The organism is Pseudomonas sp. NPDC089554, from assembly GCF_050280645.1.
Taxonomy (GTDB): Bacteria; Pseudomonadota; Gammaproteobacteria; order Pseudomonadales; family Pseudomonadaceae; genus Aquipseudomonas.
Map to the genome: position 1 here is coordinate 17,594 of NZ_JBNNVR010000025.1, position 21,672 is coordinate 39,265.

A 21,672-nucleotide genomic window follows, 5' to 3' on the forward strand; every position below is an offset into this window, starting at 1 on the left:
TGCTTCGTCGCGATATCTTCTGCCATAGCCCCGTATCCTTCAGCGCCTCGCCCCATCACGGAGCCCTCCCATGCGCCGCTGGATCCTCGCCACCCTGCTGGCAACTCATACCCTGGCTGCCTCGGCCGCCGACCTGATCGACTTCTGGAACACCCCGCGCCACGGCGGCAACAGTTTCAACCGCTTGCCACCCGACCAAGCCTATTTCGATGCCCTGAAGGGCTATGGCGCCAGCTGGGTACGCCTTTCCTACGATAAATGGCAGCCTGCCGGGCGCGATTTTTTGCTGGGCAATGCCGACACCTACACCGACCTGGAGCCAAGCGACCTTGCCCAGCTCATCCAGGTACTCGACCGCGCACACGCCGCCGGTCTCAAGGTGGTCATCACGCCGCTCTCGCTGCCGGGCATGCGCTGGGCACAGAACAACCAGGGCCAGTTCGATGACCGCTTGTGGCAAGACAAAGCCTATTGGGCGCAAGCCGCAGCGTTCTGGCGCGACCTGGCGCAGGCGTTGAAGGACCACCCCGCCGTGGCGGCCTACAACCTGGTCAACGAGCCGGCTCCGGAAAAGCACGGCGGCCTGGCCGAACATGCCGAGCCGGCACACATGAAGCAGTGGTACGCCGAACAGCAGGGCGGGGCGCGCGACCTGCCGGCCCTGTATCACCAACTGCTGGCAGCGGTTCGCGAAGTCGATGGGCTCACCCCGGTGATGCTGGATGCCGGCTGGTACGCCGCCGCCGATGCGTTCAGCTATTGGCTCGAAGCGCTGCACGACCCGCGCGTGCTGTACAGCGTGCACATGTACGAACCCTATGCCGCCACCAGCGCGCCGAACCTGACGCGCCAGGCGCCGCTGGCGTACCCCGGGCCGGTGCCGTTCGCCGGGCGTACCGAGCAGTGGGCGGCCAAGCGGGTGGCGGACTACCTGGCGGCACCCTTGGCATGGGCGAACGCCATGCAGGTGCCGCGCTCGCGTCTGCTGGTCGGCGAGTTCGGCTGCATGCGGCGCCTGCCGGGTTGCAGGCAGTACCTGGAGGATGTGCTGGCGGTACTCGACCAGCAGCGCCTGCACTGGGCCTTCTACAGTTTTCGCGAAGACAGCTGGGACGGCATGGACTACGAGCTGGGTTCGGCCAAGGTGCCTTGGCGCTACTGGCAGGCAATCGAAAACGGCACGCCAGACCCGCTTGTGCGCGAGGCAACGCCTGAGTTCGAGCCGATTCGCAAGCGGTTGCAACTTTAGAAATTTCTTGCAACATCTAGAGTGCGGGTATATACACGTATCCCATGATGACCAGTGAATGCCTGTGCACCCACCTGCGTCGCGCTGCCCGAGGGGTGAGCCGACATTACGACGAAGCGCTTGCCGATGTCGGAATCAACGTCGCCCAGTTTTCCCTGCTGCGTCATGTGCAGCGCCTGGACGGCCCGACGATCACCGGCCTGGCCGACGCCATGGGCCTGGACCGCAGTACCCTGGGGCGCAACCTGCGGGTGCTGGAGGCCGATGGCCTGGTGTCGCTGGGCGAAGGCCGCGACCAGCGCAACCGCCTGGTGCGTCTGACCGAAGCCGGTAGCCGCTGTGTCGAGCAAGCCCTGCCTGCCTGGCAGCGAGCCCAACAGCAGTTGGTAGAACAGTTGGGGCATGAGCAGCGCGATGAGCTGGTACGCCTGCTGGAGCGCCTGGCGTAACGGATTACCCATGAAGCGGGGAAATACCCGCGCAAACCTTGCGATGGCTTGGAGATAACTTCGATGACTTCTGTTTGGCGAACCAGCGGCTGGGTGCTTCTTGGGGCGGCGTTGATCCTCGCCCTGTCGCTGGGCGTGCGACACGGCTTCGGCCTGTTCCTGGCACCGATGAGTGCGGAGTTCGGCTGGGGCCGCGAGGTGTTCGCCTTCGCCATTGCTTTGCAGAACCTGATCTGGGGCCTGGCCCAGCCCTTTGCGGGGGCGTTGGCCGACCGCCTGGGCGCGGCGAAGGTGGTGATCGTCGGCGGTATTCTCTACACCGCTGGCCTGATTCTGATGGGCATGGCCGACTCGGCCTGGTCGCTGTCGCTGAGCGCCGGGTTGTTGATCGGCATCGGTCTCTCCGGTACTTCGTTCTCGGTGATCCTCGGCGTGGTCGGGCGCGCGGTACCGGCTGAAAAACGCAGCATGGCCATGGGCATCGCCAGTGCGGCGGGTTCCTTCGGCCAATTCGCCATGCTGCCGGGCACCCTGGGCTTGATCCAGTGGCTGGGCTGGTCGGCCGCGTTGCTGGTGCTGGGCCTGATGGTGGCGTTGATCGTGCCCTTCGTGGGCCTGCTGCGTGATCGGCCGCTGCCGAGCAAAGGCAACGAACAGACCCTTGGCCAAGCGCTGCGCGAGGCCTGCTCGCATTCGGGTTTCTGGCTGCTGGCCCTGGGCTTCTTCGTCTGCGGCTTCCAGGTGGTGTTCATTGGCGTGCACCTGCCGGCCTACCTGGTCGACCAGCACTTGCCAGCGACCATCGGCACCACGGTGCTGGCGTTGGTCGGGTTGTTCAATATCGTCGGCACCTATACCGCGGGTTGGTTGGGTGGGCGCATGTCCAAACCGCGCCTGCTGACGGCCCTGTACCTGCTGCGTGCGGTGGTCATCGTGCTGTTCCTGTGGGCACCGGTGACCGAGTTCAGCGCCTACCTGTTCGGTATCGCCATGGGCCTGCTGTGGCTGTCGACGGTGCCACTGACCAATGGCACCGTGGCCACGCTGTTTGGCGTGCGCAACCTGTCGATGCTGGGTGGCATCGTGTTCCTGTTCCACCAGTTGGGCGCCTTCCTTGGCGGCTGGTTGGGCGGGGTGGTGTACGACAGCACTGGCAGCTACGAGTTGGTCTGGCAGATCTCGATCCTGCTGAGCCTGCTGGCCGCCGCGTTGAACTGGCCGGTGCGCGAGCGTCCGGTCGCCCGCTTGCAGGCGTCGGCCGCATGAGTCGCTACCTGGCCCGCGGCCTGCTGGCCGCCGGCACCTTGTTGGTGCTGGCGCTGGCCTGGTGGGGCTGGCAGAAGGGTGGTTTGCAGTTGATGCAGCTGGGCATGAGTGTCTGTTAGGCGCTACCCTGCAAGATCTAGGACCTTTCTTGCAGGAGAAGCAGATCATGCTTACGCGCTGGCTCACCATTCCCTTGCTGGCGCTGGCCGCCACCAGTTCGAGTTGGGCGGCAGATTGCCCGGCAGTGCTGCAGGGCAGCCTGCCGGAGCTGCGTGGCAAAGGCCAGGTCGACCTGTGCCAACGCTTCGCGGGCAAGCCGCTGGTGGTCATCAATACCGCCAGCTACTGCGGCTTCGCCCCGCAGTTCGAAGGGTTGGAGGCAACCTACAAGACGTATCATGACCAAGGCCTGGAGATGCTGGGCGTGCCGTCCAACGACTTCAAGCAGGAAGACGCCGACGAAGAGAAGACCGCCAAGGTCTGCTACGCCAACTACGGCGTGACCTTCACCATGACCAAGACCCAGGCCGTGCGTGGCCAGGACGCGGTGCCCTTGTTCGCCGAGTTGGCCCGCCAAAGCAGCGCGCCGAAGTGGAATTTCTACAAGTACGTGGTCGATCGCAAGGGCAAGGTCATCGGTAATTTCTCCAGCCTGACCAAGCCGGACGACCCGGAATTTCGTGCGGCAATCGAGAAGGCGATCGCCTCGCAGCCCTGAGGTTTATCTGTGGGGGCGCACGGTCCATGCGACCAGGCGCGCCACGATTGGGCGCACGATCAGCACGCAGACGAAGGCCACCGGCATCGCCAGCTGGTAGGCCTTGAGCACGTTGCCCAGGTAGTCGCCGTGCACCTCGCTGTTGGCGGCAGTGATCACGAAGCACATCAGCATGGCCATGATCCCCGACATGTAGAAGGCGAACACATAGGGCGTGGCGGCGGGGTGAAGTTTGGCGCGGCTGCGCGAGGTGGACGCTTTGTTCATCAAATGGCTCCTTTCTGAATACCCAGGCACAGCCTAGCAAGCAGTGTGCTAGCCCCTGTAGACCCTCGGCAGTGAGTTCTTTATAAAGAGATTCTTACGAATGATCGGGAGTTTCCATGGACCTGCTCAACGCCATGCGCAGTTTCATCAAGGTCGTGGAGGCCGGCAGCATTGCCGGGGCCGCGCGCAACTTGGGCCTGAGCCCCGCTGCAGTCAGCCAGAACCTGGCACGCCTGGAAAGCCACCTGCAGGTGCGCCTGCTGTCGCGTACCACCCGCAGCATGGCGCTGACGCCAGCGGGCGGTCTTTATTACGAACGGGTCAAGCACGTCGAGCGCGACCTGGCCCTGGCCGAGCAGGCGGTGACCACGCCCGACAGCGCACCCCAGGGGCGTTTGTGCATCGCTTCCACCTCGGCATTCGCACGGCATGTACTGGCGCCGCTGATTCCGGCGTTCAGTGCTCGCTACCCGTTGCTTTCGATAGAGTTGGTGACGACTGATCGCAAGGTCAATCATCTTCGAGAAGGCATCGATGTGAGCATACGCATTACCCCGCAACTGGAGGACAACCTGGTCGCCCGGCATATCGCGCGTATTCCTTTCATCTATTGCGCCTCGCCCGGCTACCTGGCCGCCGCTGGCTGGCCCGGTACGCCGGAAGCGTTGCGCGAGCACCGTTGCCTGGTGTTTCGCTACCCGGTGGACGGTCGCTTCCTGCGTTGGGGGTTCGTCCGCGATGGGCTGCGCTTCGAGGTTGAGTTCGGCGCGGTGCTGATCAGCGACGACATCGACGCGCTGGCACAAATGGCCGTCAACCATGGTGGCATTGCACGCATGGCCGAGTTCATTGCCCGGCCTTTCCTGGACAGTGGCCAACTGGTGCCGCTGTTCGAGGCGCGCGACGACAGCCACGCCTATGCCCAGGCCGAGCCGATGGACGTCTACCTGTGCCTGGCCGACCGCTTCGCCATGACTGCCAAGGTGCGTGCCTTCATGGATTTCCTGCAGGACGCCCTGGGCGACACCTGGCTGGTACGACAGGCATGAAAAAACCGCCACGAGGGCGGTTTTTTCACAGGCTACGAACCACTCAGAAGCGGTAGGTGAGCGAAGCGCCTACACCGTGGGCGCTGTTTTCGTACTTGGCCTGGTAGCTGCCTTTGGTCGCGCTGACATGGTTGACCTTGGTGTCTTCTTCCCACAGGTAGGAGTAGGCCACGTCGATGGTCATGTCGTCGGTTGGGCTGTAGCCGGCACCGAGGCTGAAGATCTTGCGATCGCCAGTGGGAATGCGCGGGGAGCGATCCTGGTTGTTGGTGGGCGACTGGTCGACAGTGAAGCCGGTGCGCAGGGTCCACTGCTTGTTCACCTTGTAGGACGCGCCGACGGCATGGGCCCAGGTGTCGTGCCAGTTCTGCTCTTCGCTGATGGTGCCGAAGCTTGGGTTCAGCGGGGCAGGCACTTCGTTGGTGACGGTGATGTCCTTCAGGCGGCTCCAGCGGGTCCAGGTGCTGCCTGCGTACAGGGTCCAGTTGTCATCCAGCTCGTGGGTAACCGAGACGTCCACCGATTCCGGGGTCTTGATCTTCAGCTCGGCGTCGAACTTGCTGCCGCTGAACGGGCCGACCAGAGGGGTTTGGACCTTGGTCTTGCCTTCGAGCTTGTAGTCGACCATCGAGTGGTAGGTCAGGCCCAGGCGGGTGCGGTCGGTGGCTTGTACCAGGATACCGATGTTGTAGCCGACGGCCGTGTCGTCGCCCTTGATCTTCACTTCGCCATCGTTGGTGCCTGGCGAGGTCGGGGTGATCAGGCTCGAACCCAGCTCGCCCTTGATGCGGTTGAAGGTCGGGCCGAAGCCGATCGAGACTTTGTCATTGAAGGCGTAGCTGACGGTAGGCTGGAAGGTCACCACTTCGACGTGGCTCTTCTTGCCCCAGTAGCGGGCGGCGTCGTCGCTGCCGTAGTCGGTGACCAGGCCGAATGGCACGTAGACGCCGAAGCCGACGGTCCAGTTATCGTCCAGTGGCTTGACGTAGTAACCCATGGGCACGCCTACGACAGGCACCATGTCGCCATCGGTTTCGCCACCCAGGTTGCTGCCTGGGCCCGAGATGTCAGTCTTGGCGATGATGGCAGCACCACCTACGGTGATTTGTTCGCGCTTGAGGCGCGACATGCCGGCAGGGTTGCCGTGAACGGTAGAGGCATCATCGGCAGCAGAAGAACGGCCTGCAAAACCTGTCCCCATGCCACTGACGCTTTGTTCGTTGAGGGCGAAGCCGCTGGCGAACACGTGGCTGGAAGCGAGCGCGATAGCTACGCCGAGGGAGGTTTTGAGCATTACTTTTTTCATTATTAGAAACTCCTTGGGATCTCCGGGGCGAGAAGCTACCAACAAATCACGCACGACGCCATAGCTTGAAACCATGGAGATAGAGCGGTTTTGTAGGACAATCTGACCAAAATTCCCTTTTTTCCGGTTCTTTGTAGGACTGATCTCAAGATGCCTCTGGCACTTTCTGAATGATGCAGGCCTGCCACGCCTGCGTGAAGTCGCGCAGGCGTCCCTGGGGGTGAAAAGTCTGTCGCCAGATGCGCGCCAGGCCGAGCAGATCGTCGGCCGCCGGCAGTGCGGTGGCCTGCTTTTCGATGAGCATCCAGGCGATGGCAGTGGCGTAGCGCAGGTTGACGGTCAGCTCCAGGTGCGGGCCGCCGAGGAAGGCATGCTGGCTGGCCAGGCCACGTACCAGGCTGGCCAGTTCGGGGTCGCGGGCGAGAAAGTCGTCCCACAGCAATTGGTGGCGTGTCTCGCCGATGCGGTACAGGCCGTGGCCGCGGCGGTCGTGCAGGGCCGCGCCCAATGCCGACTGGCTGGCGGCCACGCCCAGCAGCAAGGCTTCGGCGCTGGCGCAATGACGACCCAGGTAGAGCAGGGTCGGGCGGATCACGTACTGGCTCAACTCGTTCGCAGCGATACCCATGGTGCCCTCGAACTGTCAGGGGCCGACGGGCGCTGGAGCTTGGCAGCTATTGAATGTTCAGGCCCGCCGGAAGCGGCTCGCGCCACTCGAGTTGAAGTGTAGTGTGATAACCATGGTGTAAAGGACTGTTTTTAAATCAATTGCTGCCTTTTGCCCTTGGCCATATGCCTTGTGGCAATTACGCCAAGAACATTCAGGCAGCGTTCACGGGCGGGTATTCATTGGCTGAATCGGTGCCCATTCGTTCATGCGGTCAACGACTGACGCGTGCGCTCGATCACCGCTTGAAGCGGTTCGGCGCCGGTGTACTGGTCGGCGTACAGGCGTTCGGTATGGCGGGCGACGCCATGTTCGTCGACCAGGGTGAAGCTGAAGCTGCCCTTGCGCGGTGCGACGATCAGGCACTGCAACGGTGCGAAGGCCTGGGAAAGCGTGCCAACGGCGCGCTGGATCTGATGATGAGTAGTCATGTTGTTGGAGGTTCCTGCAAAAGACACGGGGTTCGATCCGTGCACAATAGAAACGTTCCAGTGACGTCTTTATTAAGGAGACGCAAAACCTGCCTGGAACAAGGCAGCCAGTGAGGCGCAAGCAATAGGTGGGCGCTGGGCTGACTGGTAGGTACTTCAAAGGCGGGCAGCGTGCCAGAGCCAAAGTCCATGGCCACTGGTGAAGATCCCGATCAATCTAATCTGCTAGGTGATTCGTGCTGGAGCGGCGGGTTGCCGTCGAGGGAATCATCGAGGGGGCCGGTGCCCTGGTTTCAGCGAGTTCGGCCCGGGGAGGGCTGGCGTCGCAAGGACATGGTTGGCCAGAATTGACTTTCAGCTGGGTACTAACGGCGGCAACACTACATCACGCCTGGGCGGATGGCAAGCCTTTTTTGGTTTTCTTCGGGGAAGCCGAGTATTATCTCTTTTGCCTTGCACTTTGGGAAGGGGGCATAGCCGAGGGTAAACGCCTCAGGGAGACCCGCTGGCGCTCCCCGCTGCTTGCTGATGGTGCAGTTGTACACACTTGTCTGGTGACTTGTAAGCGTTTGCTCACCTTCACTCGGTGCCCCGCCAATGCCTTGACTAAACCCTTAAGTCAATGAAAAAAAACACTTATTTTGACTGGTGAAAAAATCGTCAGTTTAACTGCAAGCCCCACCCCACAGGGGTTTGCGGGCCCCGTAGGGGGGTTGTCCACCGAGTTATCCACAGGTTCTGTGGATTGTCCTCTGCGCTTGCTCTAGGACGGGTCTGGCAGCAGCTTGTGGAATTATCCGACGAGTGTCCTCGCACATGGCACGTCGCGCTGAGTCGCCTGAAAAACGTCAAGAAAAGCGCCATGAAAAATTTCCCGAACGGCAATATTTCATCCGCGCCTTTGTCAGAAAAAGAGAGTAGAGTGGCGCGCTTTTCGAATCTGCCTAGCTGTTGGTCATGAAGTTTCGTGGTAAACCCCTCGCACAATCCCCGGCATCCCCTTCTTCCGCTCGGTTTTCCCTGAAAGTGGCGCTATGGCTGCTGGATAGCCCGCGCCTGGGTGAAAAAACCAGCGTCAAGCACCTGGCCGGGCGCTTGCTCAAGCAGCCCGCACGCCAGGGCGTGGTGGTGGCCCAGAGCCGTCTGGGGCAGATGCTCTGTCGCGACTGCGGCAACGCACGGGACCGCCGTATTGGCCACGAACTGCTGCGCCAGGCCGCCCGTGCAGGCGACCGGCGCGCGCAGCTCGAATACGGCCGCCTGTGCCAGGCCCATGCGCCCGAGCAGGCGCGCCATTGGCTGGAGCTGGCGGCGGAGCAGGGCTCGCAGGAAGCACGGCGGTTGTTGATGCAGGGCGGGTAGGCCGGTCAAGACCGGGCAAAAACCGAGTAAGCTGCACCCAGCATTCAAACCGATATCGGAGCAAGCATGGCAGTGGACCTGGCCAGTATTCTGTTGGGCATCATCGCCGCCGCGGTGCCATGCCTGGGGTGGGCATGGCAGGTACAGCGCCGCCTGGCGGCGCGCCAGGGTGAAATGGCGTTGAGCGAAGAACGCCTCAACGCTGCCCAACTGGCCCAGGAAGGTTTGCAGGCGCAGCTCGAGGCCTGTCGCGATGAAATCAGCGACCTCAGTGAAGCCAACGCCCACAAGCAGGCCAGCCTGGCGGCCCAGGGCCGCGAGCTCGAACTGCTGCAGATCGACCGCGACAACGCGCGCGACGCCGCCCACGCCTGGCAACTCGAGCGGGCTGGCCGCGAAGCCGAGCTGCGCCGTCTCGAGGCCCAGGCGGCACGCCTCGAAGCCGAGCTGCATGAACAGCAGGAAAGCCACCAACAGCGCCTGGAAGACCTCCAGGGCGCCCGCGACACCCTGCGTGCCCAGTTCGCCGAAATGGCCACGCGCATCTTCGACGAGCGCGAACAGCGCTTCGCCCAGACCAGTCAGCAGCACCTGGGCCAGTTGCTCGACCCGCTCAAGGAGCGTATCCAGGCGTTCGAGAAGCGCGTCGAGGAAAGCTACCAGCAGGAAGCCCGCGAGCGTTTCTCCCTGGGCAAGGAACTTGAGCGCCTGCAACAGCTCAACCTGCGCCTGTCCGATGAAGCTACCAACCTGACCCAGGCACTCAAGGGCCAGAAAACCCAGGGCAACTGGGGCGAGTTGATCCTGGAGCGGGTATTGGAGCATGCGGGCCTGGAGAAAGGCCGCGAGTACCAGACCCAGGTCAGCCTCAAGAGTGCCGATGGCGAGCGCTTCCAGCCGGACGTGCTGATCATGCTGCCGGGCGACAAGCAGGTGGTGGTCGATGCCAAGGTCAGCCTCACCGCCTACCAGCAGTTCGTCGCTGGCAACGACGAGGCGGCGCTCAAGCAGCACGTGCAGTCGTTGCGCAGCCATGTGAAGGGTTTGTCGAGCAAGGACTACAGCCGCCTCGAAGGCCTGCACAGCCTGGACTTCGTGCTGCTGTTCGTGCCCATCGAGGCAGCCTTCTCGGCGGCCCTGCAAGCCGAGCCGACGCTGTTCCAGGAGGCCTTCGACCGGCAGATCGTGATCGTCAGCCCGACCACCTTGCTGGCCACCCTGCGGGTGATCGACAGCCTGTGGAAGCAGGAGCGCCAAGGGCAGAACGCCCGCGAGATCGCCGAGCGCGCCGGTTGGCTGTACGACAAGTTCGTGCTGTTCATCCAGGACCTGGACGAGCTGGGCGCACGCCTGCAGCAGGTAGACAAAGCCTACGCGGCGGCGCGCAACAAGCTCTGCGAGGGGCGCGGCAACCTGGTCAGCCGCAGCGAGCAGCTCAAGCTGCTCGGCGCCCGTGCCAGCAAGAGCTTGCCGGCCGACTTGCTGGAACGCGCGCTGAGCGACGAAGCCCTTACTGAACCAGGCTCAGATGCCGATTGAGCAGGGCGCGCAGGGCCGCCGGCTTGACCGGCTTGGCCAGGTAGTCGAGCCCTGCTGCATGGACCTGGGCGATGGTTTCGTTGCGCCCATCGGCGCTGATCACCACCCCCGGCACCGGCTCGCCCAAGCGGGTGCGTAGCCAGGCCATCAGGCCGGTGCCGGTCTCGCCGTCGTCCAGGTGGTAGTCCACCAGCGCCAGGTGCGGGCGCATGCCTTTGGCCAGCAGCGCCTCGCATTCGTCGCGGTTGCGGGCGGTCCATACCTGGCAGCCCCAGCGGCCGAGCAGGCTGTTCATGCCGATCAGGATGCTGTCTTCGTTGTCCACGCACAGCACCTGCAAACCGGCCAACGGCTGGCCCTGCTGTTCCACCGCAGCGACAGGCGCTGCAAGCGGTTGCCGGGCGATCGGCACGCACACCCGGAATACTGTGCCCTTGCCTGGCCATGAACGCACGGCCAGGGTATGCCCGAGCACCCGGCACAGGCCATCGGCGATCGCCAGGCCCAGGCCCAGGCCTTTTTCCGCGCGGGTCTGGTGGCTGTCCAGGCGCTTGAACTCCTGGAAAATCACTTGCAGCTTGTCGTCGGCAATACCCGGGCCGCGGTCCCACACCTCCAGCCACAGCTGCTCGCCCTGGCGGCGTGCGCCCAGCAGGATCGGGCCTTTGCCATAGCGCAGGGCGTTGGTCAGGAAGTTCTGCAATACCCGGCGCAGCAGCTTGATGTCACTGTGCACTTGCAGGCGGCTGCCGCGCAGGCGGAATTCCAGATGCTTCTCGGCGGCCAGCACCTTGAATTCGGCGCCCAGGGTGTCGAACAGCTCGTTGAGCGGGAACGGCTTGGTATCGGGGGTGATCTTGCCGTTCTCCAGGCGCGAGATGTCCAGCAAGTCGCTGATCAATTCTTCGGCCGATCGCAGCGAGCTGTCCATGTGCTGCACCAGTTGCTGGGCTTCGTCGCTCAGCCCCTCGGCCTGTTGCGACAGGGCGGCGGAGAACAGCCGCGCGGCATTGAGCGGCTGCATCAGGTCGTGGCTGACGGCGGCCAGGAAGCGGGTCTTCGACTGGCTGACCGCCTCGGCATGGCTCTTGGCCTCGGACAGCGCCTGGTTGAGCTGTGACAGTTCGTGGGTGCGCTCGGTGACGCGCTGCTCCAGGCCTTCGTTGGCGTCCTTGAGTGCCTGTTCGGCTTCGCGGAACGGGGTGATGTCGGTGAAGCTCATGACGAAGCCGCCGCCGGGCATGGGGTTGCCGATCAGCTCGATCACCCGGCCATTGGGGAACAAGCGCTCGGAGGTGTGCGCGCGCCCCTGGCGCATCCAGTGCAGGCGCCGCGCCACGTGTACCTGCGCCTCGCCGGGCCCGCACAGGCCGCGGTCGGCGTTGTAGCGAATGATGTCGGCGATCGGCCGACCAACGCTGATCAGCCCCTCGGGGTAGTTGAACAGTTCCAGGTAGCGGCGGTTCCAGGCCACCAGGTGCAGGTTCTGGTCGACCACGCTGATGCCCTGGTTGATGTTCTCGATGGCGCCTTGCAGCAGGGCGCGGTTGAACTGCAGCACTTCGCTGGCTTCGTCGGCGATGCGTACAACGTCCTCGAGCTGCATGTCGCGGCCTTCGATGGCCGCCTTGACCACGGCGCGGGTCGAGGAGGTACCAAGCACACCGGCCAGCAGCCGCTCGGTGTGTTCGATCCAGTCGGCATCGGCGTTCTGGTTGGGGTTGAAGCCCTTGCCCTGGCGGTAGGCGAAACGAATGAAGCTTTGCCGGGCGCGCTCCTCGCCGACGAAGCGCGCGGCAAGGTTGAGCAGGTCGTCGATCTGTACCGCCAGCAACGAGCGGCTGTTAGGCCGTGCGCTGGTCTGCTGGCCGATGAAGCGCCCCGCCTGCCAGTGCTCGGACACCCGCGTACGCGAGAGAATCGACACCCAGGCGAACAGCATGAAGTTGCCGGCCAGCGACAGCACCACCCCTTGGGTCAGCGGGGTGATCGGCAGATCCAGCGGGTTGCCGTGCAGCCAGGCCAGGCCCGGGAACAGCGACAGCGACCAGCCCACGCTGTGCGCGGCGATCGGCAGCACCAGGGTGTAGAACCACAGGAAGATACCCGCTGCCAGGCCTGCGAACACGCCGCGGCGATTGGCCTGCTTCCAGTACAGCGCGCCGAACATCGCTGGGGTCAGCTGGGTCACGGCGGCGAAGGCGATCTGGCCGATGGTCGCCAGGCTCGCGGTGGAACCGAGCAGGCGGTAGCTGACATAGGCCAGCAGCAGGATCACCACGATGGTCACCCGGCGCACCGAGAGCATCCAGTGGCGGAAAGCCTCGAACGGCCGCTCGGCATTGTTGCGCCGCAGCAGCCAGGGCAGCAGCATGTCGTTGGAAACCATGGTCGACAGCGCCACCGCCTCGACGATGACCATGCCGGTGGCGGCCGAAGCGCCGCCGATGAATGCCAGCAGCGCAAGGCTGGGGTGCGCCTCGGCCAGTGGCAGGCTGATGACGAAGGAGTCGGAGATCACCGAGTCGGCCAGCAGCATCTGCCCGGCCAGGGCGATGGGCACCACGAACAGCGCGGCCAGCACCAAGTACAGCGGGAACACCCAGCGCGCCAGGCGCATGTCCTGGGCGTCGGTGTTTTCCACCACGGTGACGTGGAACTGCCGCGGCAGGCAGATGATCGCCATCATCGCCACGGCGGTCTGCACCACCATCGACGGCCAGTTGATGGTTTCCTGCCAGTAGCTTTCCAGGCGCACCGAATGGCGCGCCTGCTCGAGCAGGTCGTCGAAGCCGTCATACAGGTTGAACACCACGAACACGCCCACGGCGAGGAAGGCCAGCAGCTTGATCAGGGATTCGAAGGCGATCGCCAGCACCATGCCGCGGTGGTGCTCGGTGACGTCCAGGTTGCGGGTGCCGAAGACGATGGCAAACAGTGCCAGCACCAGCGACACCACCAGGGCGGTGTCCTGCACCCGGGTACCGCTGGCGTCGGCGTTGGCGCCGATCAGCAGGTTCACACCGAGCACGATGCCCTTGAGCTGCAAGGCGATATAAGGCAGCACGCCGACCAGGCAGATCAATGCCACCACCACCGCCAGGCTTTGCGACTTGCCGTAGCGTGCGGCGATGAAGTCGGCGATCGAGGTGATGTTCTGCTGCTTGCTGATCAGCACCATCTTTTGCAGCACCCAGGGCGCGAACAGCAACAGCAGCACCGGCCCCAGGTAGATCGGCAGGAACGCCCACAGCTGCTCGGCCGCCTGGCCGACCGCGCCGAAGAAGGTCCAGCTGGTGCAGTACACCGCCAGCGACAGGCTGTACACCCAGGCGCGCAGGCGCGGCGGCAGCGGTGTGCGGCGGCGGTCGCCGTAGAAGGCGATGGCGAACATGATGGCCATATAGACCAGGGCGACCACGGCGATCAGCCCGCTGGACAACGACATGCAAACTCCGGAGCAAAAAGGTAAACGCGGTCCCGATCAATCAGTCTGGCACGCAGCTGGCGGTTCGTCAGCGCAGACCAAGGTCGCAGTGGCAGGACGTCGCAGGCCTAGGCTTGCAGCGGGCCCCGTGTCCCCAGGTAATAGAACAACCCCGCCAGCAGCACCGCCAGCACCATCAGGTAGAACACCAGCACTGGCACCAGGTGCCCCAGCACCAGCCCGACCATCATCGGCCCCAGCGCCGCGCCCAGGTTGGACAGGTTCTGCGCGCCATAGTAGACCCCGCGCAGGTGCTCCGGCGCGATCAGGTCGATGAACATGTATTCGGCCGGGATCACGATGATCTCGCCCAGGGTGAACACCACCATCGCCAGGCACCAGGCCAGTGCCGAGCCGGCCACCGAGAAGCCCAGCAAGCCGACGATGAACAGTGCCATGCCGGCCATCAGCCAGGGCATCAGCTGTTGGCGAGCGATGCGTCGGCCAATCAGGTATTGCAAGGCGATCACCGTGACTGCGTTGGTGGTCACCAGCACGCCCACCAGCCGCGCCGCCTCGCTGGCACTGGCGGTGACCACCAGGTACTGCGACAGGTAGGCGGTGAACTGGCCGAACACCACGGCACTGAGCGCGCCGCCCAGGGTGAAGCACACCAGCCGGCGGTCGCGCGCAAGCCCCAGGCACACCTGCATGAACCCCGCACCAGGCTGTTGCCGCTCGCTGGGTTGCAAGCTGCGGTCGGCCAGGCGGTGATAGGCCAGGCACATGGCCAGGCCCATGGCTGCCGACATCAGGAACGGCAGGTGGCCGTCGAGCTCCAGCAGCGCCACCCCCAGCAGCGGGCCGATGGCATAGCCAAGGTTGCTCAGGGTGTACTTGATCGCGAACACCTCGGCGCGCTCCTCCACCGGCAGCAAGGCGCAGAAGCCTGCCTTGCTGGCGATGTCCACCACCGCCAGGGCCAGGTTGATCAGCACCAGGCAAAGGAAGAACAAGGTGGCCGAACGGCTGGCGATAGCTGCTACGAAGGCTAGGGCGAACACCAGCGTGGCGCTGATGACCACGCTGTAGCTGCGCAGGTTGTCGACCAGGTGGCCACCATAGAGGCTGAGCAGCGAGGCAGCGATCAATGCGCCGCCGATCAGCAGGCCGATATGGCTGATCGACAGCTGAAAGCTTTCTGACAGATACACCACCAGGTAGGGCAGGGTGATTGCCCGCGACAAGGTCAATACGAACGTGGTGAGCAACAGCAGGTTCACCGTGGTGGGGTAGCGCTTGAGTGCGGCGAGCATTGCCACGTCCTTGTATTTCAAAAGGTTGCCGGTGCCCAAGCATAGGCCAGGCGAGGGTAACTGCGCTATATCTGTAAAATAGATAACTTATAGAGAAAATAGCCGTTATATGGATATTCTTTGCAGGCATAAGATGGTTTCACCTTACACGAGGACAGGAACCTTCCCATGCAATGCCCCCAGACTTGCGCACCTTCTTGGCGCCCGTTCAGCCAGTTGGCCCACCCTCGGGAGGTGATCCGCCAGTTCACCCCCAACTGGTTCGCCGCAACCATGGGCACAGGCGTGCTGGCCCTGGCGTTGCACCAGGTGGGCAGCCCGGCATTGGCACCCTTGGCCGAGGGCCTGTGGTGGTTGGGCATCGGCTTGTTCATTCTGTTCTGTGTGTTGTACGGCGCGCGTTGGGTGTTGTTCTTCGACGAAGCCCGACGCATCTTCGCCCACTCCACCGTGTCGATGTTCTTCGGCACCATCCCCATGGGCCTGGCCACGCTGCTCAATGGTGCGCTGGTGTTCGGCCTGGCGCACTGGGGGCAGGCGGTGGTGCCGTGGGTCGAAGCCTTGTGGTGGCTGGACGTGGCGCTGGCGCTGTTGTGCGGCGTGGCCATTCCCTACCTGATGTTCACCCGCCAGGAACACAGCATCGACCAGATGACCGCCGTGTGGCTGTTGCCGGTAGTGGCTGCGGAGGTAGCAGCCGCCAGTGGCGGGCTGTTGGCCCCGCACCTGGTGGATGTGCAGCGCCAGTTCCTGGTGGTGGTCACCAGCTACGTGATGTGGGCGGTGTCGTTGCCGGTGGCGTTCAGCATTCTCACCATCCTGATGTTGCGCATGGCCTTGCACAAGCTGCCGCCAGCCAACATGGCTGCGTCCAGCTGGCTGGCCCTGGGGCCGATCGGCACCGGTGCGCTGGGCATGTTGCTGCTGGGCGGCGATGCCCCGGCGATCTTTGCGGCCAATGGCCTGGGCGGGCTGGGTGAAGTGGCCCACGGGCTCGGCCTGGTGGCGGGCCTGGTGCTGTGGGGGGCAGGCTTGTGGTGGCTGCTCACCGCCGTGCTCATCACTTGGCGCTACATGCGCCAGGGCATGCCCTTCAACCTCGGCTGGTGGGGGTTCACCTTCCCGCTGGGGGTGTACAGCCTGGCCACGCTGAAGTTGGCGGGCGCGCTCGGGTTGGGGTTCTTCCTGGTGTTTGGGCAGCTGTTGGTGGTAGCGCTGGCCTTGATGTGGCTGCTGGTGGCCAGCCGCACCTTGCGTGGCGCCTGGCGGGGCGACTTGTTCGTGTCGCCATGCATCGGGCGTTGAGTGTCAGGCGTGCGGCCCGGCACCCAGGCACTGTTCCCGGTAGCGTGATGGCGTCATGCCGAACCAGCGGTGGCAGCTTTTGTGGAAGCTGCTGATTTCGTAGTAGCCCAGCCGCGAGGCGATGGTTTTCACGGTCAGTTCCGAGTAGTGCAGCATCTGGTGGGCGTGGTACTTGCGCTCTTCATCGAGCAGGGCCCTGAAGCTGGCGCCCTCGGCTTCCAGGGCACTCTGCAGGCTCCGGCGGGTCGACCCCAGCGCTTCGGCAGCCAGTTCCAGCGTCAGCGGCATGCTTTTGTGCAGGTAGCGGTGCACCAGGCGTTCGATGCGCTTGCTCATGGAGTCGAGTTGGGTACGCAACTGCGCATTGGCATACTGCCGGTGAATGGCTTCGAGTGCCGGGCTGGCGGTCTTCAGCGGCAGCGACAGGATGCTGTCGGCAAACACCAGCGCCGAGCAGGGCGCGGAAAAACTCAAGTGCTTGCCGAACAACTGCTCCAGCGCCGACAGGTCGTTGGGCCGTGGGTAGGAGAACTGCACGCGCAGGGGCATGGCCTGCGCTGCCGGCACCAGCCAATGGATCAACCCCAGGATCAATGCCGCCCCGGCGTCGATGAACGGGCGTGGGGCAGGGCAGCCAAGTTCGATGCCCATGAGCATTACGCTTCCCGCCTGCCGCTCCAGGGAAAGTTCCGAACCGTTGGAGGTCAGCGGGTGATATTCAACCAGACGCTCAAGTGCATCACCCAAGGTGGCGCTGGACATGATTGCATAACCCGCGGCATTCAAACTTCCGGTGTGCGCATGGCGATAGGCGAGCAGGCCAATATCCGGATTGTCGAGCGCCTTGGCTGCCCAGCGCAGCACATCATATACCCGCTCCAGCGCAATGAACTCACCGGCCTGTTCGATCGCCGCCGTTGCGCCGGGTTTGTATTCCTCGAGAGTAAGGCCCTGTTGTGAAATAGCCTCCAGCATCAGCTCGAAATTGGCAGTCCTGAGGGTTGGCATAGAGGGTTGGATCTCGAAAGACGGGAATGGCGCGCCTTGTGGCAAACGTTTGCAAGGACATGCTACAGGGGCTTGCGGACACTATACAAGGAAGTTTCGGGAACGGGATAATTGGCACTCATGTTCAACCCGGGCGCAACGCCAAGGTTATTTAACAGTGCTTGGAAACTTCGTGTTCATAGTCTCCACACCCTGAACAAGGAAACCGGCGTGCAGCGAAGTGTTCGAGATATTGAAAAAGTATTGAGTCATGAACAGCCGGGCGTCCGTTGGGTGTATGAACAGTTAGTTAAAGGCGAGCTTTATCTTGTCGGCCAGCCCGTGGTCAGTCTGACCCATACGTCGCAGGTGTTTTATTACGAATGCCTGTTGCGTCATCGTGGTGACGGTTTCAAATATAACCCGTTCCTGATACTCGAGCAGTTCGATACCGTGCGCTTGCTCGACCACTGCGTGGTGTCCACCGTGATCGCCATGCTCGAGCAGGCCCCGGCCTTGTCACTGGGGTGCAATGTCTCGGCAAGAAGTGCGCACCTGGACGATGACTGGTGGGGCATTCTTGCGCGGTTGCAGCAGCACCCGGCCATTGCCTCGCGCTTGACCCTGGAACTCACCGAAACGGCGAAACTGCCCACCGAGCGGCAGGCCCAGGACTTCGTCCAGGCGTTCCGTGCGGCGGGCGCAAAGGTTGCCATCGACGACTTCGGCACCGGCTTCGGCACCATTGATTGCGTCAGGAAGCTGTCCGCGCAGCTGGTAAAAATCGACAAGGGCTACCTGCATCGCGCACGCGCCAGCGCGGCCGATGCGCTGCTGTTCCAGCGCCTGGTGGCGTTGTCTGGCTGCCTGGGCGAGCAGGTGATCGTCGAGGGCATCGAAACGCCCGATGATCTCGCCATTGCCCAGGCCAGTGGCGCCGCCAACGGGCAGGGTTTTCTGTTTGGGCGCCCTGCTGCGCTGAGTGTGGCCAGCGTGGTGTTGCTGGCGCATGCATGAAGCTGTCCGCTGGTTGTAGTCGTGGCATTTTCGGATTGACAGTGTTTGGGGGGCATCAATACGCTTGAAAGTTGTATGTATATGTTTGCAAGAGAAAATACGATTTCCATGAATGCCCTGTCAGCCGACGCGCGCCTGCCCCGTTATCAACAATTGCGCGACCACTTGGCCGAGCAGATCGCCAACAACCGGTGGCGTCCGGGCGACGCCATTCCCCCTGAGGCTGCGCTGGCCAGTGAATTCGACCTGTCGGTCGGCACCGTGCGCAAGGCGGTCGATGCATTGGTCGCCGAGGGGGTGCTTGAGCGCCAGCAGGGGCGTGGCACCTTCATTCGTCGACCGCAGTTCCAGTCCTCGCTGTTTCGCTTCTTCCGCTTCGAGGCAGCCACCGGCGAACGGGTGGTACCGCAAAGCCGCATTCTCTCCATCGAGCCGTTGAGTGCCCCCGCCGTGGTCGCGCAAGGCCTGGGTATCGAGCCTGGTGCCGGGGTGATCTGCATCGTTCGCCTGCGCCTGCTTGAGGCCAAGCCTGTGCTGGCTGAAGAGATCTGGCTGCCAGGCCAGCTGTTCCAGCCTTTGCTGGAGGTCGACCTGAACACCCAGGGTCCGCTGCTTTACCCTATCTACGAAGCACTGTGCGGGCAGTTGGTTGCATCTGCCGAAGAAACCCTGACCGCCGAAGCGGTCGACCCAACGCATGGCCACCTGCTGCAATTGCCCGATGCCTGTCCGGTGGTGGTGATCGAGCGCCTGGCCAGGGATTACGCCGGCAAACCGTTGGAGTGGCGACGCTCCTACGGACATGCCCAGCACTTTCGCTACCGCGTCGATATTCGCTGAACACCTGTTGAGCTGCGCGTCTCCTGGCCCCGCCGCTCAGCTCGTTGCTGGCGTGGCCCTCGGTCAAGCGCGCGCAGCCGATGACGACATTTCGGAAAATTCATATATATGTCTCGATGTCCGTATGTGATCGTGGCGGCACTCCATACGCAATCGATCCGAGTACCGCTTCATGTACACCGCTTGTCTTCCCGCCATCACCGGCATAGATAGCCATGCCCACATCTTTCGCCAGAACTTGCCGATGGTGCGCAACCGTCGCTACAGCCCTGGCTACGATGCGCTGATCGAACAGTACCTGTGCCATCTGGATCGCCATGGGCTGTCCCACGGGGTACTCATCCAACCGAGTTTCCTGGGCACCGATAACAGCTACATGCTCCAGGCCCTGCGCCGTCACCCGCAACGTCTGCGGGCGGTGGCGGTGGTGGACGCGAGCATCAGCGAGCAGCAGCTCGATGAGTTGGCCGAAGCCGGCGTGGTCGGCATTCGCCTGAACCTGATCGGCGTGTCGCCTGACGATTATGCCGGCCCCGAGTGGATGACCCTGTTCAAGCGCCTGGCCGGCCGTGGCTGGCAGGTCGAGATCCAGCGCGGCCTGGACGACCTGGTGTTGATCGTGCCGCCCCTGCTGGCCTGTGGGGTGGATGTGGTGGTCGATCATTTCGGCTTGCCGGGTGCTGACATCGACCCTGAGAACGACAATCACCGTCTTTTCCTGCACTTGCTGGCGGAGCCGAACCTCTGGTTGAAGCTGTCGGCCAGCTACCGTAGCCAGTCGGATCTGGCCAAGGCCCGCAGGGTACTGGCCCAGGTGCGCCAGGCGGCGGGGGGACTGCAGCGCTTGCTATGGGGCAGCGACTGGCCCAACACCCAGTTCGAGCAACAGACCAGCTACGCAGAACAGTACGCCTTCTTCGAGGCGCTGCTACCCGATACCACCGAGCGCCGCCAGGTGCTGGTCGTGAACCCGATAAAGTTGTTCGGCTTCGACCGTTCGCGCTGATATTCGCACTACAACAGGAACACCTACACCATGATGAGCATGCTCGTCGTTGCAGCTATCGTTGCCGCCGTGGCTCTGGGCTACAAGACCAAGATCAACATCGGCCTGTTCGCCATTGCCTTTGCCTACCTGATCGGTTGTTTCGGCATGGGCCTGAGCCCGTCGGAAATCATCACCCTGTGGCCACTGAAGATCTTCTTCGTGATTTTCTCGGTGTGCCTGTTCTACAGCTTCGCCACAGTCAATGGCACGCTGGAGAAGCTCGCCGAACATTTGATCTACCATTGCCGCGCAGTGCCGCAGTTGCTGCCGTTCGCGGTGTTCTTCGCCGCCACGCTGATCGCCGCGATGGGGGCGGGCTACTACACCGTGCTGGCGTTCATGGCGCCGATCACCCTGATGCTGTGCCAACGTACTGGCATGAGCTTGATCGTCGGTGGCATGGCGGTGAACTATGGGGCACTGAGTGGCGCCAACTTCATGTCCAGCCAAAGCGGCATCATCTTCCGCGGGCTGATGACCAATGCCGGCCTCAGCGACAACGAAGCGTTCATCCAGGCGACCGGCATCTTCATCAGCACCCTGATCATCCCATTGCTGGTGATCAGTGTGTTTGTCTTCTTCGCCGGCCACGGTCGTGCGTTGAAAACCACCGCGTTCAGCATCAGTGCGCCGACCCCGCTGAACAGCCAGCAGAAGACCACCCTGTGGTTGACCTTGGCGATGATGCTGATCGTACTGGCCGCGCCGGTGGCGAGTATCGCTTTGCCGGACAACGCCAGCGTGGCGTTCATCAATTCGAAGATGGACATTGGCCTGGTGGCTAGCCTGTTCTCGGTGATCGCCCTGCTGCTCAAGCTGGGTGACGAGCGCAAGGCCATGGCCAGCGTGCCATGGGGCACGCTGGTGATAATCTGCGGCGTGGGCATGCTGATTGCCGTGGCGATCAAGGCGGGGACCATCGGCATCCTGGCCTCGTGGATCGGCAACAGCATCCCGCCGATCCTGGTGCCGGTGGTGTTCGGTGCGGTGGCGGCGTTCATGTCGATCTTCTCCAGCACCCTGGGCGTGGTCACTCCGGCGCTGTTCCCGATGGTGCTGCCGATTGCCGATAGCATGGGGATCGACCCGATGATCCTGTTCATCGCCATCGTGGCCGGTGCCCAAGCCACCTCGATTTCGCCGTTCCCCTCGGGCGGCAGCCTGATCCTCGGCGCTTGCAGCAACGAACAGAGCCGCACTGCGCTGTTTCCGCAGCTGCTGTTCAAGGCCGCGCCCATCGGCTTCGTCGCAGCGTTGGCGTTCAACCTGGTGCTGACCTTCGTGCTCTGAAGCCTCACCACCCAGTCTTGCGCCAAAAAAGCTCGGGGCCGCGCAGGCGGCCCCGAGCTTTTTGCGTCAGGGCGTTGTCCGACTTGCCATCGGCAGGCCTTCGCATGCAGATTTGTGGCTTGCCGCGCCTTGCGTGCCT

20 protein-coding genes are annotated in these 21,672 nt (G+C 63.3%); 13 read left to right on the forward strand and 7 right to left on the reverse strand.

Annotated features, from left to right (window positions below):
• The first annotated feature begins 70 nt into the window (after positions 1-70).
• From ACQKPE_RS10330 to ACQKPE_RS10350, 5 genes are all read left to right on the forward strand, one after another.
• Positions 71-1,249 carry a glycoside hydrolase family 5 protein gene (locus ACQKPE_RS10330; protein WP_427665484.1) on the forward strand — a complete coding sequence of 393 codons (1,179 nt, stop codon included), beginning with the start codon at positions 71-73 and terminating at the stop codon, positions 1,247-1,249.
• A 44-nt stretch (positions 1,250-1,293) separates the two neighbouring features.
• On the forward strand, positions 1,294-1,698 hold the full coding sequence (locus ACQKPE_RS10335; protein WP_427665486.1) for a MarR family winged helix-turn-helix transcriptional regulator: 405 nt from the start codon (positions 1,294-1,296) through the stop codon (positions 1,696-1,698).
• Positions 1,699-1,761: 63 nt separating this feature from the next.
• A complete protein-coding gene (locus tag ACQKPE_RS10340; protein WP_427665488.1) occupies positions 1,762-2,964 on the forward strand; it encodes an MFS transporter in 1,203 nt (400 codons plus the stop codon).
• On the forward strand, positions 2,961-3,083 hold the full coding sequence (locus ACQKPE_RS10345) for a hypothetical protein (RefSeq protein ID WP_427665489.1): 123 nt from the start codon (positions 2,961-2,963) through the stop codon (positions 3,081-3,083). The genes ACQKPE_RS10340 and ACQKPE_RS10345 overlap by 4 nt, the downstream gene beginning before the upstream one ends.
• Before the next feature lie 47 nt (positions 3,084-3,130).
• A complete protein-coding gene (locus ACQKPE_RS10350; protein ID WP_427665491.1) occupies positions 3,131-3,682 on the forward strand; it encodes a glutathione peroxidase in 552 nt (183 codons plus the stop codon).
• 3 nt (positions 3,683-3,685) lie between these two features.
• Here the strand turns inward: ACQKPE_RS10350 and ACQKPE_RS10355 are convergent, their stop codons facing one another.
• A complete protein-coding gene (locus ACQKPE_RS10355; protein ID WP_427665493.1) occupies positions 3,686-3,949 on the reverse strand; it encodes a DUF2798 domain-containing protein in 264 nt (87 codons plus the stop codon).
• A gap of 116 nt (positions 3,950-4,065) precedes the next feature.
• Here ACQKPE_RS10355 and ACQKPE_RS10360 point away from each other — a divergent pair, with 116 nt between their 5' ends.
• Positions 4,066-4,998 carry a LysR family transcriptional regulator gene (locus ACQKPE_RS10360; RefSeq protein ID WP_427665495.1) on the forward strand — a complete coding sequence of 311 codons (933 nt, stop codon included), beginning with the start codon at positions 4,066-4,068 and terminating at the stop codon, positions 4,996-4,998.
• Between the two features lie 43 nt (positions 4,999-5,041).
• On the opposite strand, the gene ACQKPE_RS10365 is transcribed toward ACQKPE_RS10360, so the two are convergent.
• The 3 genes from ACQKPE_RS10365 to ACQKPE_RS10375 all read right to left on the reverse strand — a co-directional run bounded on the left by ACQKPE_RS10365 (position 5,042) and on the right by ACQKPE_RS10375 (position 7,402).
• Complete coding sequence (locus tag ACQKPE_RS10365; protein ID WP_427665497.1) at positions 5,042-6,304, reverse strand: OmpP1/FadL family transporter; 1,263 nt, start codon at positions 6,302-6,304, stop codon at positions 5,042-5,044.
• 145 nt (positions 6,305-6,449) lie between these two features.
• Positions 6,450-6,932, reverse strand: coding sequence for a hypothetical protein (locus ACQKPE_RS10370; RefSeq protein WP_427665498.1), 483 nt, complete (start codon positions 6,930-6,932; stop codon positions 6,450-6,452).
• Between the two features lie 245 nt (positions 6,933-7,177).
• On the reverse strand, positions 7,178-7,402 hold the full coding sequence (locus ACQKPE_RS10375; RefSeq protein WP_427665500.1) for a hypothetical protein: 225 nt from the start codon (positions 7,400-7,402) through the stop codon (positions 7,178-7,180).
• A gap of 957 nt (positions 7,403-8,359) precedes the next feature.
• Between ACQKPE_RS10375 and ACQKPE_RS10380 the strand changes: the two genes are divergently transcribed.
• Together ACQKPE_RS10380 and rmuC are read left to right on the forward strand one after the other, a co-directional pair.
• A complete protein-coding gene (locus ACQKPE_RS10380) occupies positions 8,360-8,764 on the forward strand; it encodes a tetratricopeptide repeat protein (RefSeq protein WP_427665502.1) in 405 nt (134 codons plus the stop codon).
• Positions 8,765-8,944: 180 nt separating this feature from the next.
• Positions 8,945-10,303 carry a DNA recombination protein RmuC gene (gene rmuC, locus ACQKPE_RS10385; RefSeq protein WP_427665541.1) on the forward strand — a complete coding sequence of 453 codons (1,359 nt, stop codon included), beginning with the start codon at positions 8,945-8,947 and terminating at the stop codon, positions 10,301-10,303.
• Here rmuC and ACQKPE_RS10390 read toward each other — a convergent pair.
• A complete protein-coding gene (locus ACQKPE_RS10390) occupies positions 10,275-13,751 on the reverse strand; it encodes a hybrid sensor histidine kinase/response regulator (RefSeq protein ID WP_427665504.1) in 3,477 nt (1,158 codons plus the stop codon). The genes rmuC and ACQKPE_RS10390 overlap by 29 nt on opposite strands.
• A 107-nt stretch (positions 13,752-13,858) precedes the next feature.
• Positions 13,859-15,046 carry an MFS transporter gene (locus ACQKPE_RS10395; protein WP_427665506.1) on the reverse strand — a complete coding sequence of 396 codons (1,188 nt, stop codon included), beginning with the start codon at positions 15,044-15,046 and terminating at the stop codon, positions 13,859-13,861.
• A gap of 168 nt (positions 15,047-15,214) precedes the next feature.
• Here ACQKPE_RS10395 and ACQKPE_RS10400 point away from each other — a divergent pair, with 168 nt between their 5' ends.
• Positions 15,215-16,351, forward strand: a complete 1,137-nt coding sequence (locus tag ACQKPE_RS10400; RefSeq protein ID WP_427665508.1) for a TDT family transporter — start codon at positions 15,215-15,217, stop codon at positions 16,349-16,351.
• Between the two features lie 3 nt (positions 16,352-16,354).
• Here the strand turns inward: ACQKPE_RS10400 and ACQKPE_RS10405 are convergent, their stop codons facing one another.
• Entirely contained in the window at positions 16,355-17,359 is a 1,005-nt protein-coding gene (locus ACQKPE_RS10405; RefSeq protein WP_427665510.1) for an AraC family transcriptional regulator, read from the reverse strand.
• A gap of 120 nt (positions 17,360-17,479) precedes the next feature.
• Between ACQKPE_RS10405 and ACQKPE_RS10410 the strand changes: the two genes are divergently transcribed.
• The 4 genes from ACQKPE_RS10410 to ACQKPE_RS10425 all read left to right on the forward strand — a co-directional run bounded on the left by ACQKPE_RS10410 (position 17,480) and on the right by ACQKPE_RS10425 (position 21,533).
• Positions 17,480-18,355: an EAL domain-containing protein gene (locus ACQKPE_RS10410; protein ID WP_427665543.1), complete on the forward strand. Its 876-nt coding sequence runs from the start codon at positions 17,480-17,482 to the stop codon at positions 18,353-18,355.
• 108 nt (positions 18,356-18,463) lie between these two features.
• The gene (locus ACQKPE_RS10415; protein ID WP_427665511.1) at positions 18,464-19,195 is read left to right on the forward strand and encodes a GntR family transcriptional regulator; all 732 of its coding nucleotides are present in this window, start codon (positions 18,464-18,466) and stop codon (positions 19,193-19,195) included.
• A 172-nt stretch (positions 19,196-19,367) separates the two neighbouring features.
• Entirely contained in the window at positions 19,368-20,201 is an 834-nt protein-coding gene (locus ACQKPE_RS10420) for an amidohydrolase family protein (RefSeq protein ID WP_427665513.1), read from the forward strand.
• Between the two features lie 30 nt (positions 20,202-20,231).
• Entirely contained in the window at positions 20,232-21,533 is a 1,302-nt protein-coding gene (locus tag ACQKPE_RS10425; protein ID WP_427665515.1) for an SLC13 family permease, read from the forward strand.
• Positions 21,534-21,672: the final 139 nt, after the last annotated feature.